The 18374-nt window shown below is 60.0% G+C and carries 15 protein-coding genes; 10 read left to right on the plus strand and 5 right to left on the minus strand.

Annotated features, from left to right (window positions below):
- Nucleotides 1-81: 81 nt before the first annotated feature.
- The 4 genes from ppc to ACRRNM_RS07225 all read left to right on the plus strand — a co-directional run bounded on the left by ppc (nt 82) and on the right by ACRRNM_RS07225 (nt 5944).
- Nucleotides 82-2850, plus strand: a complete 2769-nt coding sequence (ppc, locus tag ACRRNM_RS07210) for a phosphoenolpyruvate carboxylase (protein WP_435628652.1) — start codon at nt 82-84, stop codon at nt 2848-2850.
- Nucleotides 2851-2891: 41 nt separating this feature from the next.
- The gene (locus tag ACRRNM_RS07215; protein WP_435627555.1) at nt 2892-4088 is read left to right on the plus strand and encodes a murein transglycosylase domain-containing protein; all 1197 of its coding nucleotides are present in this window, start codon (nt 2892-2894) and stop codon (nt 4086-4088) included.
- Nucleotides 4089-4655: 567 nt separating this feature from the next.
- Entirely contained in the window at nt 4656-5528 is an 873-nt protein-coding gene (locus tag ACRRNM_RS07220) for a DUF6731 family protein (RefSeq protein WP_435627556.1), read from the plus strand.
- Nucleotides 5525-5944: a hypothetical protein gene (locus ACRRNM_RS07225; RefSeq protein ID WP_435627557.1), complete on the plus strand. Its 420-nt coding sequence runs from the start codon at nt 5525-5527 to the stop codon at nt 5942-5944. Before ACRRNM_RS07220 ends, ACRRNM_RS07225 begins: the two co-directional genes overlap by 4 nt.
- A 130-nt stretch (nt 5945-6074) precedes the next feature.
- Here the strand turns inward: ACRRNM_RS07225 and ACRRNM_RS07230 are convergent, their stop codons facing one another.
- The 3 genes from ACRRNM_RS07230 to ACRRNM_RS07240 form a co-directional block, all read right to left on the minus strand.
- Entirely contained in the window at nt 6075-7061 is a 987-nt protein-coding gene (locus ACRRNM_RS07230) for an IS110 family transposase (RefSeq protein ID WP_435627529.1), read from the minus strand.
- Between the two features lie 498 nt (nt 7062-7559).
- Entirely contained in the window at nt 7560-8360 is an 801-nt protein-coding gene (locus ACRRNM_RS07235; protein WP_435627558.1) for a LytR/AlgR family response regulator transcription factor, read from the minus strand.
- On the minus strand, nt 8357-9400 hold the full coding sequence (locus ACRRNM_RS07240) for a sensor histidine kinase (protein WP_435627559.1): 1044 nt from the start codon (nt 9398-9400) through the stop codon (nt 8357-8359). The genes ACRRNM_RS07235 and ACRRNM_RS07240 overlap by 4 nt, the downstream gene beginning before the upstream one ends.
- Nucleotides 9401-9443: 43 nt before the next feature.
- Between ACRRNM_RS07240 and argH the strand changes: the two genes are divergently transcribed.
- On the plus strand, nt 9444-10829 hold the full coding sequence (gene argH / locus ACRRNM_RS07245) for an argininosuccinate lyase (protein WP_435627560.1): 1386 nt from the start codon (nt 9444-9446) through the stop codon (nt 10827-10829).
- A gap of 305 nt (nt 10830-11134) precedes the next feature.
- On the opposite strand, the gene grxD is transcribed toward argH, so the two are convergent.
- A complete protein-coding gene (gene grxD, locus ACRRNM_RS07250; protein ID WP_435627561.1) occupies nt 11135-11452 on the minus strand; it encodes a Grx4 family monothiol glutaredoxin in 318 nt (105 codons plus the stop codon).
- Nucleotides 11453-11571: 119 nt separating this feature from the next.
- Nucleotides 11572-12858, minus strand: coding sequence for a porin (locus ACRRNM_RS07255; RefSeq protein WP_435627562.1), 1287 nt, complete (start codon nt 12856-12858; stop codon nt 11572-11574).
- 234 nt (nt 12859-13092) lie between these two features.
- Here ACRRNM_RS07255 and ACRRNM_RS07260 point away from each other — a divergent pair, with 234 nt between their 5' ends.
- The 5 genes from ACRRNM_RS07260 (at nt 13093) to ACRRNM_RS07280 (ending at nt 18340) form a co-directional block, all read left to right on the plus strand.
- The gene (locus tag ACRRNM_RS07260) at nt 13093-15021 is read left to right on the plus strand and encodes a transglycosylase SLT domain-containing protein (protein ID WP_435627563.1); all 1929 of its coding nucleotides are present in this window, start codon (nt 13093-13095) and stop codon (nt 15019-15021) included.
- Complete coding sequence (locus ACRRNM_RS07265; protein ID WP_435627564.1) at nt 15011-16267, plus strand: multifunctional CCA addition/repair protein; 1257 nt, start codon at nt 15011-15013, stop codon at nt 16265-16267. Before ACRRNM_RS07260 ends, ACRRNM_RS07265 begins: the two co-directional genes overlap by 11 nt.
- Before the next feature lie 199 nt (nt 16268-16466).
- Nucleotides 16467-16868, plus strand: coding sequence for a hypothetical protein (locus ACRRNM_RS07270; protein WP_435627565.1), 402 nt, complete (start codon nt 16467-16469; stop codon nt 16866-16868).
- Nucleotides 16869-17041: 173 nt separating this feature from the next.
- Nucleotides 17042-17557, plus strand: a complete 516-nt coding sequence (locus ACRRNM_RS07275) for a porin family protein (protein ID WP_435627566.1) — start codon at nt 17042-17044, stop codon at nt 17555-17557.
- 210 nt (nt 17558-17767) lie between these two features.
- Nucleotides 17768-18340 carry a porin family protein gene (locus tag ACRRNM_RS07280; RefSeq protein WP_435627567.1) on the plus strand — a complete coding sequence of 191 codons (573 nt, stop codon included), beginning with the start codon at nt 17768-17770 and terminating at the stop codon, nt 18338-18340.
- Nucleotides 18341-18374 lie beyond the last annotated feature (34 nt).

The following is an 18374-nucleotide window of genomic DNA, read 5'->3' on the forward strand; positions in this document are numbered from 1 at the left end:
GATCATTTCCCTCTCCTCAATCCTCTCCCGCAAGCGGGAGAGGAGGCGAACGTGAAAAGCAATCTTCAATTCCCGAATGTAATGAACCTGATTACCGCCCCCGCCGATATTTCCAGCAAGGACTTGCCGCTGCGCGAGGACGTGCGCCTGCTCGGCCGCATCCTCGGCGAGACACTGCGCGAACAGGAAGGCGAGGCGTCCTTCCAGCTCATCGAGAACGTGCGCCGCGCCGCGGTGCGCTTCCGCAGGACGCAGGACGACCGCGACCGTGAGCAGCTCGAACAGACGCTGGATGCGCTTTCGCCCGCCGAGACGCTGCTCGTGGTGCGCGCCTTCAGCTACTTCTCGCAACTGTCCAACATCGCCGAGGACCTGCACCACAACCGCCGCCACCGCGCCCACCTCAAGGCCGGCAGCACACCCAGGGACGGAAGCCTGCCGCTGGCGCTGAAGCGCGCCAAAGAAAAGCGCATCGGCAAAAAAAACCTGCAGGCGTTCCTGGACGGCGCGCTGATCTCGCCGGTATTGACCGCGCATCCCACCGAGGTGCAGCGCAAGAGCATCCTCGACTGCCAGCTGGTCATCTCGCGCCTGCTCTCCGAACGCGACCGCATCGACATGACGCCCGACGAGCTTGCCGAGAACGAGGAGGCCCTGCACCGCTTCGTGCTTATCCTGTGGCAGACGCGCATGCTGCGCACCGCCAGGCTGACCGTGCGCGACGAAATCAACAACGGGCTGGAGTATTACCGCTACACCTTCCTCAACGAGATTCCCAGGATTTACGCCAATCTGGAAAAGCAACTGGAGGCGCACTTCGGCGAAAATATCCGCATTCCGCCGCTGCTGCGCGTAGGCAGCTGGATCGGCGGCGACCGCGACGGCAACCCCTTCGTCACACACGACGTGATGCTGGATGCGGTACAGCAGCATTCCGCACTGGCGTTCGAACACTACCTGAATGAAACCTATATTCTCGGCAGGCGGTTGAGCCTGACCGACCGGCTGGTCGATGTCAGCGATGCGTTGCGCAAGCTTTCCGATGTTTCGCCGGACAAGGATGCCGCGCGCGAGGATGAGCCTTATCGCCGCGCGCTGAACCTGATCTATTCGCGCCTCTCGGCCACGGCCCGGCAGCTCGGGCACGAAATCACGCACCTGCCGCCGTTGGACCGGCATGCGCAACCCTATGCCGCGCCGAAGGAATTCATCGCCGACCTCGACGTGCTGATCGACTCGCTGCTCAGGCACGGCGCGGTATACCTCGCGCGCGGGCGGATCGCCAGCCTGCGCCGCGCCGCCGAGGTGTTCGGCTTCCATCTCGCGCCGCTGGACATGCGCCAGCACAGCGCGATCCACGAGCAGACCGTGAGTGAGCTCTTCTCTCACGGCCTCGGCAAGCCAAACTACCCGGACCTGGACGAAGCTGAGCGGCGCGAGGTCTTGCTGGGCGCATTGCAAGCCGGCAAGCCGCTGCTCTCCGATATCGAACAGTACACGCCGATGACGCAGAGCGAGCTGCGCACCATGCAGGCCGCCGCGCTGATCCACCGGCGCTTCGGCCGCGCGGCGCTGCCCAACCACATCATCTCCAAGACCGATGCGGTGAGCGACATGCTGGAGCTCGCGCTGATGCTTCAGCAGGTCGGGCTGCTGGAAGGCGACAACCAACTGCACGTCAATATCATCCCGCTGTTCGAGACCATCGAGGACCTGCGCGGCTGCGGCGTCATCATGGACGAGCTGTTCGCTATTCCCTGGTACCGCAAGCTGCTGGAAAGCCGCGGCAACACGCAGGAGGTAATGCTCGGCTACTCCGACAGTAACAAGGATGGCGGCTACCTCACCGCAAACTGGGAACTGTACAAGGCCGAGCTGGAGCTGGTGAAGGTGTTCGAGAAGCACGGCATCGAGCTGCGCCTGTTCCACGGGCGCGGCGGCACCGTCGGGCGCGGCGGCGGGCCGAGCTACGACGCGATCCTCGCGCAGCCGCCGGGCAGCGTGAACGGACAGATCCGCATCACCGAGCAGGGCGAGGTGATCGCCAGCAAATACTCCAATCCAGAGATCGGGCGGCGCAACCTCGAGACGCTGATTGCCGCGACCATGGAGGCCACGCTGCTGCACCACCACGGCGCGGACAGCGCGATGCCGGAGTACCACCGCATCATGGAGGCGCTGAGCCTGGATGCGTTCGCCGCCTACCGCAGGCTGGTGTACGAGACGCCCGGCTTCACCGATTACTTCTTCGCCGCGACCCCGATCCGTGAGATCGCCGAGCTCAACATCGGCAGCCGCCCGGCGGCGCGCAAGGCATCCGACCGCATCGAGGACCTGCGCGCGATCCCCTGGGTGTTCAGCTGGAGCCTGAACCGCGCGCTGCTGCCGGGCTGGTTCGGCTACGGCAGCGCGGTGAAGCGCTTCGTCGAACGCGAGGGCAAGGCCGGACTCGCGCAGTTACAAACAATGTACAGGAACTGGGCGTTCTTCCGCGGCCTGATGTCCAACATGGACATGGTGCTGTCCAAGACCGACATGGGCATCGCCTCGCGCTACGCCGAACTGGTGGAGGATAAAGCCTTGCGCGAACGGGTCTTCGGTGCGATCCACCGCGAATGGGAGGACACCGTGGAGATGCTGTTCGCCGTGACCGGCAACACCACGCTGCTGCAGGACAACCCTACGTTCGCGCGCAGCCTGCTCACGCGCACCCCCTACATCGACCCGCTCAACCATTTGCAGGTCGCGCTGCTGGAACGCCACCGCGCCGGGGACGACGACGTACTGGTGAAACGCGCGATCCATCTCACGATCAACGGCATTGCGACCGGTTTACGGAACAGCGGCTAGATTTCCTGTCTAACGACCGCGCCCGCTCGCCAAAAATGTTCATGCGTAATTTTATTCTCGCTCTCACCACCGTCCTGCTGCTCGCCTCGTGCAAAAGCGTGTCGACCGGGAGCGTCATCACCGTCGCGACCAGCAGCAGCCCGCAGGCGGCGGCGCGCGCACTGCTCCAGCGCAAGAAGCTCGCCTATATACGCAACCCCGTGCAGATCGCCAACGACCTGAAGGGCGTGCAGCGCGATTTCAAACGGCTGATGGACATCCTGAGCGGCAACGCTGGCAAGAAGTGGGGCCAGAAGGAAGCTCGCCTGCCCGATCGCACCCACTACGTCAAATACACGCAGGGCTACCTCTCGCGCGCCATCGTGGACTTCGACCGCGGCGAGATCACCGTCGAGACGCTGGACGAAAAGAATCCCGCGAACAGCCTGAAGGACGCCATCGTCACCACCCTGCTCACCCCCGATGACCCGCGCGCGGTCGACCTGTTCTCGGACAGCTCGATCAAGCTGACCGGCGAGCGCGATCCCTATCTACTCGGGCTGGTGCTCGACGACAACGGCCGCGCCATCGCCACGCCGCAGCAGGCCGATCGCTTTGCCGGAAGTCTGGTCAAGGATGCGCAGAGCCGCAGCGTGAAGACCGACGCGGGCAGCAAACAGGCCCGGTTCGTGAAGTTCGCCATGGTCAGTAACTTCGCGAACAAGCAGGCAGAAAAATACCGCCCGCTGGTGGAAAAATACGCCAAGACCTACGACGTCAGCCCGAGCCTGGTGTTCGCCATCATGCGCACCGAGAGCAACTTCAATCCCTTCGCGGTCAGTTCTGCCCCCGCCTACGGCCTGATGCAGCTCGTGCCGAGCAGTGGCGGGCGCGACGCCTACAAGCGCGCCAAAGGCGCGAACGAAATGCCGAGCAAGCAGTACCTGTTCAACGCGGAAAACAACATCGAGCTCGGCGTGGCCTACCTCAACGTGCTGGCCTTCGACGAACTGGACGAAGTGGCCGACCCGGTGTCGCGCGAATACTGCGTCATCTCCGCCTACAACACCGGCCCCGGCAACGTGCTGCGCGCATTCGGCGGCTCGTCGAAGAACCGCGACGGCGCCCTGGACGAAATCAACCGCATGGCCGCGCCCGCCGTGTACGACCGACTGCGCGCGAAGCTCCCCTACGCCGAGACGCGGCAGTATTTGCAGAAGGTGGTGGGATTCAGGAAGCAGTTCATTGCGCTGAACTGAGCAGTTCGCAGGATGTATGGCCAACAACAATCAAAACCGCCGGGGGTAGCCCGGCAGCTAGTCACTTTCTTTTGTGTCGCCAAAAGAAAGTGACCCAAGAAAAGGCGACCCCGGTTTGCCGCCCACTTCGTGGGTACCCTGCGTTGCTCGACTGGTCAGGCGGCTGCGGAACTCGCGCTACGCGCTCAGACAGTCCTCGCCGAAATCCCCTGACCAGCCTGCGCTACTCGGCGGCGCTCAGGGGAAATGAAAATCTAAAACCCCAAAGGCAGATGGGTTTCGCGTTGCTCAACCCATCCTACGTACTGAGTATTTCCGACTATACCGAATTATCTAGATAATTCGGTATATTGATTCGGGCGGGATACTCGGATAGGGTGCACGGGTTGCCGAAGACATTCAACCGCGTAATGGTTTTCTGTCCAGCCATAGGCAGCACTAAAAAATCACAACAGAATAAAAACATAATTTCACGTAATCATAAAATTTTATCCGCCGCTTTGACGCAATGTTTTTGCATCAATTGGGGTGGCGCTTTTGGTTAGCGTAAATAAGGGAGAGGTAGGAATGAAGGAAAAAATGAAGGCCCATGCCTTTGGTATTAAAAGGCATAACAACAGCGGCGACCTCCAAGATCTCTTAGCACAAATAAAAGACGATCAACTTAGCAAGCGAGTTAGGTCCATCGGATTTTCTGATATGCGAATCGAGGACGTTACCCAAAAAAATGGGTTATGGTTTTTCGATTTTGGGAAATTTAGAGAGCAACACGGCCCTGGGAAAGCATCAAAAGCCACACCTGTACAGGGCTTCTCATTTAAAAATGGTGAAGTTTTTTGCGAAGAAACGGCTTGTTTATATATCCCATCATCCTGTCATTTAATAATTCAATATAACCATCACGGTGCCAGGGTAGGGAAAATTCAGGAATACCTGAATTATTACGATCCAAATAATACGTATGCATTTGAGTTAGTTCCGAAATACGATGAAGCCATAGAACGAAAGTTTCGTAATCGGGCGGCCACGAAAAAAATAATTTTTGAAATTGACCCAAGATTTTTGAATCAGGCCGATAGAGTTGCAGGCACCGCTCTTACTCAAGCCTTGGATTTAGGAGAGCAATCACAGGGTGAAAAGGTAGAATTAACAATTTCTGCAGGCAGACCAAGGCAAAACTATCTGAGTCAGTTCATCGATAAAACTGCAGAAATATTAAAGAAAAAGGCTGGCGAAAATCCAGATGGAATAACAAAACTCAAAGTAGGCATTCTAGAAAATCTTGATAGTCGCATGGAGGTTCTCGATCTCATAGCCCAAAGACTAGTGCACGAATTTGAAGATATCCCGCTGGGGCCTGATCTACGTTTCCCCAAGGCTGAACGTTACAAGGCCTTGGAGCGAGCGTACAACAGCTGGAAAAATGTTCTAAAGAAATGAAATCTATATACCTAGAAAGGATTGCTCCATACATTCTTGCCATTGCGGGCGCACTTCTCTGGTGGAAGTTTCAGTTGGTATTACCTGCGGGTGACGGAATTCTTGGCTCCTCCCTTACCTTGGGTGCCATTCTCACGGGTTTTTTAGCCACAGCCAAAGCTATAGTGATGTCGTTAGATTCCCCAATAATGCACAGAATTCGTAACACCACATATGTAAACGATTTGGTGTCATACCTTAGCCAAGCAATCTGGCTGAGTTTCGGTTTTTGTATAGTTTCTATTGTTGGTTTCTTTTTAGCTACGAATAGCTTGTGGTATGGCTTGACGTGGATTGTATTTGGTTTAGCTAGTGCAGGAGCCTTCATCAGGGTAACAAATATCATGCTTAAGATAATTAAGCATCCGCCCCAATAATTTGGAAAAATTTGAAGGGGGTTAGCTCAGCATCACATTTGATTTCAAGGCATGGTGCGCGCAGCCCACCATGCCTTTGTTTTTTGTTTTCCATCCCCTGTGCGCCGCCGAGTAGATACCGTCTTCCTCGTCAACTGATTTTTGCATAGTCATGGCGATAGGGTTGACGGGTTTTGAGGACGCCGTAGCACAGATGCACCAGTTTGCGCATAGCGGCGCCGAGCGCGGACATCTTGGATTTACCTCTGGCGAGCAGGCGTTCGTAGATTGCTTTGACGTGTGGGTTGCAACGTATTGCCACGACAGCCGCCATGTACAGCACAGCGCGTATTCTGGCAGGTCCCGCCTTGGAGAGTCTCGATCGCCCCAATATCGAACTTCCCGACTGCCGTTCTATGGGAACCAGGCCAAGATAGGCCGCAAGCTGTTCGGCTGAGCCGAAGTTATGGCTGTGCATGACCGCCAGCAGATTGTTTCCAACCTGCGGCCCCACCGCAGGGATGCTCTGGAGCAGTGACAGGTCTTTCTTGAGTCCCGGATGATGATCGATATGTTGATCAATGTCCTGCTGCAATTGCGCGAGTTGCCCGGACAGGAATGCAATGCTGTCGGAGATGGATTGCTGTATCAGTGCTGGAGTGTCCGTGGCATCGGCTTTCTCCCGCCGGTTGCGCTCGCGTTGCAGGTCTTGGGCAATGGCATCGCGCCGCGTAATCAGCGCCTGCAATATCCGCGCCTCTGGCGCAGGCGGCACCCAAGCTGCAGGCTTGAGCAAGGCGCCATAGCGAGCCAAGACAAAGCTATCTACCCCGTCCGTCTTGGTGCGCACCGCCAGCCCACGCCCGAAGTCCTTGACCTGCGCCGGATTGACAATGGAAACCGCTACACCCGCATCAGCCAGCGCCAGCGCGGCCTGCTCGTGGTAAACCCCCGTTCCTTCCATGACCACATGCAACTCTGCTAGGGAAACGTGTTGCTTTACGACCCAAGCCAGCAAATCAGCAATGCCGGACTTGCTGTTACTGATCACCTTGGCCTTGCGCTTGCCAATGGCATCATCCAGCAACAGGCAACAATCCAGCTTGGCCTTGGCGACATCCATACCGAGATAAAACATGATGACCTCCGTTACAATGGTGCCAACTTCGCCCACTTGCCTTGTGCATTCAGGGTTTGCCCCTTGGCTACCGTTCAGTGTCTTTGCTGGCGATGTGGTGAAGCAGAGGGCTTAATCTACTCGACAAGGTCAGGCCTTAGCGCAGACTTCAAGCTGCCTCTGCTTCGGGTGGTGGTAGCTAACCACCACAATGGGGAAGATACAAGCACAGGCTGGTCAGGGGTAGTCCGACGAATATGTTTGAGCACGTGGCCGCGTAGCGGATCGTGCGAGTTTATGAGGAGGCCTGACCTGCCGAGCACACGAGGGAACCCACGAAGTGGGTGGCAAACTGGGGTCGCCTTCTTTTTGGTTACTTTTTCTTGGCGACGCAAGAAAAAGTGACTAGCTGCCGGGCTACCCCCGGCGGTTTTGGGTTTGATTGTCTGGATTCCGGCCTGCGCCGGAATGACGGTTGCCCTTCGATGCCTCAGGGCGAACGGCTGATTCACGACAACCTCAACTAAACTCCTTCACGATATGCTGCTGCCTCCGGCTGATCGCCAGCAACTCCTCCAGCCCTTTCAGCTTCACCATCCACCCGCTCCCCTCACCTTCCTCGCTGCCCTTCTCGAAGCCCGCTATCGCCTCCTTTGCCACCAGGCAGTTGCGGTGCACGCGCACGAAGCGCGTGGCGAATTCCTTCTCCAGCGCGGAGAGCGATTCTTCGAGCAGGTATTCGTGCTCGGCGGTGCGCACGGTGACGTACTTCAGCTCGGCGCGCAGGAACAGCACCTGCTCGATGGGCACGAGGTGGATCTTGCCGCGCTCGTGGATGGATAGGAATTTGCGCGGCTCGGGGAGCAGGTCGCGCAGCACCTCGGTCTGCACCGGCACGACTTCGCGCGCGCGGGTGAGCGATTCAAACAGCCGCTTCAGTCGGATCGGCTTGAGCAGATAGTCGATGGCATGCACCTCGAAGGCCTTGATCGCGTAGGTGTCGTAAGCGGTGGTGAAGATGATGACGGGCGGCCACTTCGCCACGCCCCCTTCGGCTGTGCCCAGGATAGGCCTGGGCATCTTCTGGATATGCTGCGCAAGCTCGATGCCGTCCATCTGCGGCATGCGGATGTCCAGCAGCACCACGTCGACGGGCACCTCCATCAGCAGGTCCAGCGCCTCCTGGCCGTTGCCCGCCTCGCCCACCACCTCCAGCGCCAGCTGGTCGCTGCAATCGTGCAGCAGGTCGCGCAGGCGGCTGCGCGCGGGCGGCTCGTCGTCCACGATGAGGATGCGCAGGGGCAGTTCGACGGTGCTCATAGGGTTTGCTCCTTCATGTACGGCAATGTGATTTCGACGCGGTAGAAGTCCGCGCCGTTCTCGACCTTGTAGCGCGCCTCGACGTCGAACAGCAGGGCGAGGCGCTCGCGGATGTTCTGCAGCGCCATCTTGTTGCCGGAATGCGGCGCGGCCTCGCGCGCCGTGCAGGGATTCTCCACCCCGATCCGCAACTCGTCGCCGCTGCGGTACAGCGCGACGGTGATGCTGCCGCCCTGCGGCAACGGCTCGATGCCGTGGTACACGGCGTTTTCCAGCAGCGGCTGCAGCAGCAGCGGCGGAATCAGCGCATCGTCCGGCACGTCCCGGATTTGCCAATCCACGCGCAGCCGTTCGCCCATGCGCAATTGCTCCAGGGCGATGTATCGCCTGCCCAGCTCGATCTCCTGGCGCAACGGCACGAAGTCCTGCGCCTCCGCCATCGCCATGCGGAACAGGTCGGACATATCCTCCAGCGCGGCCTCGGCCTGTTTTGGCTGGGCGCGCACGATGCTGAGCACGGCGTTGATGGTGTTGAACAGGAAGTGCGGCCGGATGCGCGCACGCAACACCTGCAGGCGCGCCTCGTGCAGGGCGCGCGACAGCACCTGGCTGCGCCAGCGGAAATACACCAGCAGGATGCCGCACACCAGCACGCTGAGCAACAGGTAGCGCACCGCGTCAAACCAGCCGCCGTCGCGCTCCAGCGGGCGATACAGATCGCCGCCGAAATAATAGGTGGCCAGCGTCACCACCGCCGCGAGAGCGCTCACCGCCAGTGCGCCGCGCCAATAGGCAAGCCGGGCCAGCCACGGCTGCGCCGCCCACAGCAGCAACAGGCAGGAGAGCAGCACCGGCGTGAGCAGTGTGGCGATCTGCATCATGCGCGACATCACGTCCGCCCATCCATACGCCTGCAGCAGCGCCTGCAGCAGTGCCAGGCCGTTGCTGATCAGCAGGATGCGCAAGGTCACGCCGAGGTTGCGAAAGTTGGGCAACGCGTCGGGCAGGGTGTTTTGTTTTATACTGCGCGCCTTATTCATGGCGGGAAATCTTACCGTTTTTCGGGGACAAGTGGGGGCGGCAATGCAAGATAAAGATACCTGGTCGGGGCGATTCTCGGAGCCGGTGGCGGAACTGGTGAAGCGCTACACCGCATCGGTGGACTTCGACCACAAGCTGGCCATGTTCGACATCCAGGGTTCGCGCGCGCATGCGCAGATGCTGGCCGCCTGCGGCATCATCGGCGCGCAGGACCTGGACGACATCCGGCGCGGCCTCGCGCAGATCGAGAACGAGATCATCGTCGGCGATTTCGCCTGGTCGCTCGACCTGGAAGACGTGCACCTCAACATCGAGAAGCGCCTCACGATGCTGGTCGGCGATGCCGGCAAGCGCCTGCACACCGGGCGCTCGCGCAACGACCAGGTAGCAACCGACGTGCGCCTCTACCTGCGCAGTGCGATCGACGACCTGCTGCACCTCATCAAGGCGCTGCAGACCGCACTGCTCGACCTCGCGCAGCACCACACGCATACGATCATGCCCGGCTTCACCCACTTGCAGGTCGCGCAGCCGGTCAGCTTCGCGCATCACCTGATGGCGTATTTCGAGATGCTCAAACGCGATGCGGAACGCCTGCAGGATGCGCGCCGCCGCGTGAACCGCCTGCCGCTTGGCGCGGCGGCGCTGGCCGGCACCAGCTACCCGATCAAGCGCGAGATGGTGGCTGAATTGCTGGGCTTCGAAGGCGTCTGCGAAAATTCGCTGGATGCGGTTTCGGATCGCGACTTCGCGATCGAATTCACCGCCTGTGCCGCACTGATCATGACGCATTTGTCGCGTTTCTCCGAGGAACTGATCCTGTGGATGAGCCCGCGCTTCGGCTTCATCGACATCGCCGACCGCTTCTGTACCGGATCAAGCATCATGCCGCAGAAGAAAAACCCCGACGTGCCGGAACTGGTGCGCGGCAAGACCGGGCGCGTGAACGGCCACTTGGTCGCGCTGCTCACGCTGATGAAGGGCCAGCCGCTGGCCTACAACAAGGACAACCAGGAAGACAAGGAGCCGCTGTTCGACACCGTGGAGACGCTGACGCAGACGCTGCGTATCTACGCCGACATGATAGGTGGCATCAAGGTCAAGCCGGAGGCCATGCGCAGCGCAGCCTTGCAGGGCTATGCCACCGCGACCGACTTGGCCGATTACCTGGTGAAGAAGGGGCTGCCGTTCCGCGATGCGCATGAGGCGGTGGCACTCGCGGTGCGCTACGCCGAACAGAAAGGCTGCGACCTCACCGACATCGGTCTTGCCGACTTGCAGCAATTCTCCGCACTCATCGATCAAGACGTGTACCAGGTGCTGTCGCTGGAAGGCTCGCTCGCCAGCCGCGACCACACCGGCGGCACCGCACCGAAACAGGTCGAAGCCGCCATCGCACGAGCCCGCGCAAATCTCGCTAAATCCTAGGCAAAAAAATGGGCGACCAGGGGTCGCCCAAATAGGAGGAGAGTATGAAAAGTAGAGTTGTTACCAACATCTAACCCAGACACTCGGAGCGGACTATATCCACTCCTCCCTCCAATTCATATATGTAAAAATACCTATATATTTCGGCCTAGTCATTTCGGATAGCCCATCGGCCTAGTTCTTTTGAAATGCTTGCTTTACCCTTTGCCGGGGATGTTTTGACCAAAACAGCTTGTACCCCTGCAAATTGAAGCGGCGCCCGAGGGCGCCGCTTCGTTATTCAGGGCTGGAGGATTGCCCGAAAATCAGGCGTTTTCCAGCAACTGCTTGAGTTCACCGCTCTGGTACATCTCGGTCATGATGTCCGAGCCGCCGACGAATTCGCCCCCGATGTAAAGCTGCGGGATAGTCGGCCAGTTGGCGTAATCCTTAATCCCCTGACGGATTTCCTCGTCCCGCAGCACATCCACGGTGAACAGGTCTTTCACGTCCAGTGCCTTCAGGATGCGTATTGCGTTGCCGGAAAAACCGCATTGCGGAAACTGCGGGGTGCCCTTCATGTACAGCACCACCGGGTGCGTGGTGACTTGCTCGTGGATGCGTTGCCGGACGTCTGTGCTCATGGTGTTTTTACCTGAATTAAATGGTCAGGAATTCTATTGGCGCGAAGAATACCGCGTCAAGCATAAAAAAACGGGCGTCCGAAGATGCCCGCCTGTTTTTCCGGAACGGTCGAACCGGATCAGAAGGAATGCCTCATGCCGAGGGAAACCACGGAAGGGGAAGCTCCCACGCCGTTGATCGTCGCATTTCCGGTGGTGGCCGAGGTCTGCGAGAAACCATAGCTCGCGCCGGAGTCGTTGCTGATGCGCGAATAGTTCGCGTACAGCTTGGTGCGCTTGGTCAGGCCGTGGTCGTAGCCCAGGCTGAACTGGCTCGCGCCGGTGTTGGCGGTGTTGCCCACCTGGCCGGCCTTGCCGTAGGCAAGCTTGATGGCGTCCTTGCCGAACTTGTACTGGCCGGTGAGCCAGTAGGCGTTGTGGCCGAAGCAGTCGCTCCCGGCAGGATTGGCCGCACAGGGGGCAACCCCTCCCAGGTTGTCGCTGGTTTTCTCATAGACAAGCCCCAAGATAAAGGCATCCATCGTATAGCCCGCGCCCAGCTTCCAGGCCGATTCCTTGCCGCCGGCACGGACAGTGTCGAGCATGTGCTCCTCATAACCCAGCGAACCGAAGAAGGGCGCGGCGTCATATATACCCGCCACACTCACAATGTTGGACTTGGCCTGCGCGGCGGTGGTGTTGCCTTCCGCCGTGTTGGCATAGGCGGCGATACCGCTGAACCCATTCACGGACGGGCTGGTGTAGGAAATGGTGTCGGTCGGGCGGCCATCGAAAGCCGTATTGGCGGACTTGAGGGCGACCCCGCCCATCAGAGCGCGGTTGTCGGCGATACTGTCGGCGAACGGGTCCAGCCTGCGCGTGGCCAGCTTGTAGGGGGTGTCGTAACGCCCCAGCAGCACGGTGCCCGCGCTGTCGCTCTTCAGGCCGACGAAAGAGTTGCGGGTGGCGAAAGTGCCGCCGGCGTTATCAATGTTGATCTGCTGCTCGATCTGCCAGATCGCCGCGAGGCCGTCGTCCAGTGCTTCCGAGCCCTTGAAGCCGATGCGCGAGACGTTGCTCGACACGTTGCCCTTGCTGACGCCCGCCACGCCTGCGGCAGAGGCGCCGGTATTGATCCTGTCGTAGGAGAGGTCAATCTGGCCGTAGAAGGTCACGCCGGAAGAGGTGTTCAGGCTGGCAGGCGCGCTGGCCGTGGCGCTCTTGGCTGCGGCCGCTCCCGCGCTCGCGGTTGCCTGGGCCGGTGCCGTGTTCTTGCGCTCGATTTCGCGCTCCAGCGCGCGGATTTTCTGATCCAGTTCCTGCACCATGGTGCGCAGTTTTTCCAGCTCGGCCTTGTCGGTCTCGGCAAATGCCACGGGGGCTGTGAGCGCCAGAGCGATCGCCAGCACAATACTTTTCTTCTGCATGTAACACTCCTCAGGTCTGTTTATATCGGCTGCCTAGTCCGCCGGCCGTTGGAAAAACCGCCGACGAAAACTCAGGTGCGGATTATCCGCATCACGAAAGGCGCCGCAAGGTGAATAGTGCAGATTTAACAAAAAATTCACACAACGCACCGGGGGCGGCGATTTTCCGCCGCCGAGCCGTCGTCCGCGGCCGATATGCTATGCTCCGCGCGACTTTTCTTCCGACGATACGCGATGAGGCGCTTCTTTTATTTTTGCCTGCTGATAGCCTCGCCCGCGCTGGCCGACCAGACTGCGGACTTCCTCGCCGCGCGCGATGCATTCCGCGCCGGAGATGCGGCAAAACTGGAACGTTCCGCACAACGACTGAAAAACACGCCGCTGGAGGTGTACGCCAGCTATTACCGGCTGCGCCTCGGCCTGGAAAAGGCCGACGCAGGCGCGGTGAAGGATTTCCTTTCCCGCCCGGAAGACACGCCGATGATCGACCGGTTGCGCGGCGAATGGCTCAAGGCACTCGGCAGGAAACAACAATGGGAACTGTTTGATGCGGAATATCCGCGCCTGCTCGGCGAGGATGCCGAACTGACCTGCTATGCCCTGCAATCGCGCCGCCGCAGCCAGGAGCAGGAGGCGTTGAGCGAAGCGCGCCGGTTGTGGTTCAACGGCAAGGGGCTGCCGGACAGTTGCGGCCCGCTGTTCGAGGCTGCGCTGGCCGCCGGCATCATCGGTGAACCGGATGTCTGGCAGCGGCTGCGCCTCGCGCTCGAAGCGGGCAACGTGTCGCTTGCCAAGCAGCTCACCGCGCGCCTGAGCGGCAACTATGCGGTGTCGTCCGCCGCATTGGAAGTTGCGGCGACCGATGCGGAGCGTTACCTGGAAAGACCGGCGCTGGACAGGAAAAACGGCGATGGCCAGCGTGTTGTTGCCCTATTCGCCCTGCACCGCCTGGCCAAGCAGTCCCCCGACCTCGCCGTGGCGCGCTGGGAAAAAATCGCGTCTCATTTCCCCGACGCGGAGCGGCATTATTTTTACGGCTGGCTGGCCTACGAGGCGGCGCGCAAACTGGATAAGCGCGCGACACAATGGTTCAAGGCTGCGGCTGACACACCGCTCAACGAACAGCAGTCGGCCTGGCGCGTACGCGCCGCCTTGCGCGCGCAGGACTGGCCCGAAGTGCTGGCGGCCATCGATGCGATGGGCGAGACGCAGCAGAGCGAGCCTGCCTGGCGTTACTGGAAAGCGCGCGCGCTGCAGGCCATGGGCAAGCCCGCCGAAGCCGAACGGCTGTTCATGGCGCTGGGCAACGAATACCATTTCTACGGACAACTGGCGGGAGAGGAGCTGATCGGTGCGCCGGTAGCGGCCAGGACGACGGCCTACAAGCCCCACAGACAGGATATCGCGGCGATGCAATCCCTGCCCGGCATCCAGCGCACGCTTGCCTTGTATCGCCTGGACATGCGCAGCGAGGCATTGAAGGAGTGGAACTGGGCGATACGCAACTTCAACGACCAGGAGCTGCTCACTGCCGCGGAGATCGCACGGCGCAACGAAATGTACGACCGCGCCATCGGCGCGGCGGACCGCACCGTCAATATGCATGATTTCAGCCTGCGCTACCTTGCGCCCTATCGCGAGGTGTTGCACGCGCATATCCAGGAGCATGGGCTGGAAGAGGCGTGGGTGTATGGCCTGATGCGCCAGGAAAGCCGCTTTGCAACAACGGCCAAGTCCGAAGTCGGCGCGGCCGGCCTGATGCAGATCATGCCGGCGACGGCGCGCTGGGTAGCGAAGAAGCTCGGCCTGAAAAGCTATCACCAGTCGCTGATCCACCAGATCGACACCAACCTGCGTCTCGGCACCTACTATATGAAGACCGTACTGTCATGGTTCGACGACAGCCCCGTGCTGGCCTCGGCGGCTTACAATGCCGGGCCGGGCAGAGCGCGCCTATGGCGCGGCGACCAGGCGCTGGAAGGCGCGATCTATGCCGAGAGCATCCCGTTCGACGAGACGCGCGACTATGTGAAAAAAGTGATGAGCAACACCATGTATTACGCCAGACAATTCGATGCGCCGCAGCGCCCGCTCAAGCAGCGGCTCGGCATCGTCGCGGGCAAGACAGCGGACAACCAGCAGGCCATTCCCGATGAGAAGTAAGGCCCCGATGAACAGCAAAGCCAGAATCTATTGCGTCGGCGGCGCGGTGCGCGACCGCTTGCTCGGCCTGCCGGTGCGGGACCATGACTGGGTGGTGGTCGGCAGCACGCCGGAAGAAATGGTGGCGCAAGGCTTCCAGCCGGTCGGCAAGGATTTCCCGGTGTTCCTGCATCCCGAGACCCACGAGGAATATGCACTGGCGCGCACCGAACGCAAGACTGCGCGCGGCTACAAGGGCTTCGCTGTATACGCTGCACCGGACGTCACGCTGGAGCAGGACCTGCTGCGCCGCGACTTCACCATCAACGCCATCGCCGAGGATGCCGACGGCAAGCTGATCGATCCGCACAACGGCGTCGCCGACCTGCGCGCCGGCATCCTGCGCCATGTCAGCGACGCGTTCGGTGAAGACCCGGTGCGCATCCTGCGCGCGGCGCGTTTCGCGGCGCGCTTCGGCTTCGCTATCGCACCGGAAACCCTGGGGCTGATGCGCCAGATGGTGGAGAACGGCGAGGTGGATGCGCTGGTTGCGGAGCGTGTCTGGCAGGAACTGGCGCGCGGCCTGATGGAAAAAACGCCGTCGCGCTTTTTCGAGACGCTGCGCAGTTGCGGCGCGCTGGCGAAAATCCTGCCCGAGGTGGACGCACTGTTCGGCGTGCCGCAGCCGGAAAACTATCATCCAGAAATCGACAGCGGCATCCACACAATGCTGGTGGTGGACGATGCAGCGCGGTACGGTTACCCGCTGGAGGTGCGCTTCGCCGCGCTGACGCACGACCTAGGCAAGGCGACGACGCCGAAAGACATCCTGCCGCACCACATCGGGCACGAGCAGCGCGGCGCGGAACTGGTGAAGCAGCTCGCGCAGCGGCTGCGCGCGCCGAGCGAATGCCGCGACCTGGCCTTGCTCGCGGCGCGTTATCACGGCAACATCCATCGTGCCCGCGAGCTGCGTGCCGAAACCATCATCAAACTATTCCAGTCGGCGGACGCGTGGCGCAGGCCGGAACGTTTCGCGCAACTGCTGCAGGTCTGCGCTACGGACGCGCATGGCCGCACCGGCCACGAGCAGGACGGCTATCCGCAGGCGGATTACCTGCTGCGCCTGCTGGCCGCCGCACGCGCGGTGGATGCTGGCGCAATCGCCAGCCAGTGCGCGGACGAGGCCACCATCCCGGAACGCGTGCGCCTGGCGCGCATGGCAGCGATCGAACCAATGGTTCAACCGCGATCCGGCGCAGGCTAAATATCGTATCGCCCGGTGGCTGACAGCCACCCTGAAAACTGCTCTGCAGCCTGGCCCCAGCTTCCGGCTACACCCCTCTCCATGCAGGAATAGGGCAATTCACTTATTGCTTTTCCCGCCCATAGGTCTAGGATTACATCACGGTGCAAGTCGTCGCACCACGCGCCGGTTCGAGCAACCTTCATGGGAGGGACAGGTCATGAAAAAGATCGCCACCATCGCCCTGCTGTATGCCATCGCCGCCATGCCCGTCTATGCCGCCGAAGACTACCTTGTCCCGGAAGCGGATGCGCCGGATGTGCTCCGAAGTGCCACGCTCGGCAAAATCAGGGCAAGTGCCGACCGGCTGAGCACATTCAATCTGCTGGAGGTAAACAACAATTTTTCACTGTACGGCAAGCTATCCATTCCCCGCCTAACCACCGGTATCGAGACCGGAATACAGCGCAATGCCGTTACCTACGGGCTGCACGGCCAGCTTGGAAGCATGGCTGGAATAGGCATCCCGAAAATGGGCCTCCGTTTCGGTTGGAACCGCGATCTGGTCGGCCCGGATAGCGGTGGCAACATGTATTCGCTGACGGCGGAAATCAAGTTCTAGGCTCCCTGCCCGGCAACTGCCATCCTGCATACGGGATTCCCTACCCCGGAATAAGCAATACACCCAATTTCCCCGGCCGCGATGGCTGCCTAAGATGTGCATCCCCTGGCAACAACCGCCGCCCCCTGAAATCTGCCAGCCATTCCAAATCAACTCCCGTGGAAAGGAAAAACATGAAGAAGACTGTCGCCGTTGCCTTGCTGTCTGCCGCCGTTGCGCTGCCTGCCTATGCGGCCGATAGTGGCGCTTACGCCGGGATCAAGGTGGGCAGCAATCGTGTGGGATTCAACGCACTGAGCAAGTCCAGCGATACCGCCTACGGCGTGCTGCTTGGGTACCAGTACACCCGGAACTTCGCCTTTGAAGGCGAATACACCGATCTCGGGAAGTTCTCCACCACCGCGGGTGTTAACGGTAAGTCCGACGTCTGGGGGCTAAGCGCGATTGGCATAATGCCGCTGCAAAACAGATTCTCGGTGTACGGCAAGCTCGGCATCGCCCGCTCCAACACCACCACGTCGGCCGCCACCGGCGCACATCGTACTTCCGCCACTTACGGGCTGGGAGGGCAATACGATGCCACGCCGATGATCGGCCTCCGTCTCAGTTGGGAACGCTACGGGGTAAGAGTGATCGGCCAGGACGCCAACGATGACCTCTACTCGCTGGTAGCAGCATTCAGGTTCTGACAGATCAGAACCCAAAGAAAAGCCGGGGGTTCCCCGGTTTTTTGTTTGCCAAATTACCGCAAAGAACTGTTGATAACTTTTCCAAAATAGGCCGTTCGGCATATTGCCCAATCATCAACGACATGGATAGGATGCCTCCCGACTGCAAAATCATGCCGATGATGCAGTTATCCGGGGTTATTTATTAATACAAACAGGAAAAATCAGAAAATGAAAAAAATTGCTTCTGCTCTGTTGTTATCCACCGTTGTTGCAGCACCTGTATTCGCGGCCGATAGCGGGTTCTATGCCGGTGTAACGGCGGGTCAAGCTCGTGCCAGCAGCTACGCCAGTAACGTCACTTTGACCAAATCTACCGATACCGTTGCCGGCATTCTTGCGGGTTATCAATTCACCAGGAACTGGGGCGCTGAAGCGTTCTACACCGGCGCAGGCAAATTTACAGGCGTCAATACAGTAGGTGTAACCGGTTCCGGTAATGCAGACACTTGGGGCCTGGTCGTCGTAGGCACCCTGCCACTGTCCGATGCCTTCTCTCTATATGGCAAGCTGGGCTATGCGAGCACCAAAACCAGCGCATCGTCGAGCAACGGCATTATGAAAGGCGCAACGCGTAGTGCTGAAACCTACGGCTTAGGCGCTACGTATAACATTAACAAATCTGTAGGCATCCGCTTCGGCTGGGATCGTTACGCTGCCGCCGTCGCTAACGGCACTGCAATTGGCTCCAAGGATAATTTTGATTCCGACGTGTACTCCGTGGGCGCCGTGTTCAAGTTCTGATCGAAGTTGTTGTCACAAAAAAAGCCGGGGAGTC

Source organism: Ferrigenium straubiae, from assembly GCF_051257895.1.
GTDB lineage: Bacteria > Pseudomonadota > Gammaproteobacteria > Burkholderiales > Gallionellaceae > Gallionella > Gallionella straubiae.

Excerpts from the sequence above, each read along its gene's own strand:
- ACRRNM_RS07220 (WP_435627556.1), top strand. The coding sequence starts at position 4,656 with ATGAAGGAAAAAATGAAGGCCCATGCCTTTGGTATTAAAAGGCATAAC.
- ACRRNM_RS07215 (WP_435627555.1), top strand. The coding sequence starts at position 2,892 with ATGCGTAATTTTATTCTCGCTCTCACCACCGTCCTGCTGCTCGCCTCG.
- grxD (WP_435627561.1), bottom strand. The coding sequence starts at position 11,452 with ATGAGCACAGACGTCCGGCAACGCATCCACGAGCAAGTCACCACGCAC.
- ACRRNM_RS07255 (WP_435627562.1), bottom strand. The coding sequence starts at position 12,858 with ATGCAGAAGAAAAGTATTGTGCTGGCGATCGCTCTGGCGCTCACAGCC.
- ACRRNM_RS07230 (WP_435627529.1), bottom strand. The coding sequence starts at position 7,061 with ATGTTTTATCTCGGTATGGATGTCGCCAAGGCCAAGCTGGATTGTTGC.
- ACRRNM_RS07270 (WP_435627565.1), top strand. The coding sequence starts at position 16,467 with ATGAAAAAGATCGCCACCATCGCCCTGCTGTATGCCATCGCCGCCATG.
- ACRRNM_RS07260 (WP_435627563.1), top strand. The coding sequence starts at position 13,093 with ATGAGGCGCTTCTTTTATTTTTGCCTGCTGATAGCCTCGCCCGCGCTG.
- argH (WP_435627560.1), top strand. The coding sequence starts at position 9,444 with ATGCAAGATAAAGATACCTGGTCGGGGCGATTCTCGGAGCCGGTGGCG.
- ACRRNM_RS07225 (WP_435627557.1), top strand. The coding sequence starts at position 5,525 with ATGAAATCTATATACCTAGAAAGGATTGCTCCATACATTCTTGCCATT.
- ACRRNM_RS07240 (WP_435627559.1), bottom strand. The coding sequence starts at position 9,400 with ATGAATAAGGCGCGCAGTATAAAACAAAACACCCTGCCCGACGCGTTG.
- ACRRNM_RS07235 (WP_435627558.1), bottom strand. The coding sequence starts at position 8,360 with ATGAGCACCGTCGAACTGCCCCTGCGCATCCTCATCGTGGACGACGAG.
- ppc (WP_435628652.1), top strand. The coding sequence starts at position 82 with ATGAACCTGATTACCGCCCCCGCCGATATTTCCAGCAAGGACTTGCCG.
- ACRRNM_RS07280 (WP_435627567.1), top strand. The coding sequence starts at position 17,768 with ATGAAAAAAATTGCTTCTGCTCTGTTGTTATCCACCGTTGTTGCAGCA.
- ACRRNM_RS07265 (WP_435627564.1), top strand. The coding sequence starts at position 15,011 with ATGAGAAGTAAGGCCCCGATGAACAGCAAAGCCAGAATCTATTGCGTC.
- ACRRNM_RS07275 (WP_435627566.1), top strand. The coding sequence starts at position 17,042 with ATGAAGAAGACTGTCGCCGTTGCCTTGCTGTCTGCCGCCGTTGCGCTG.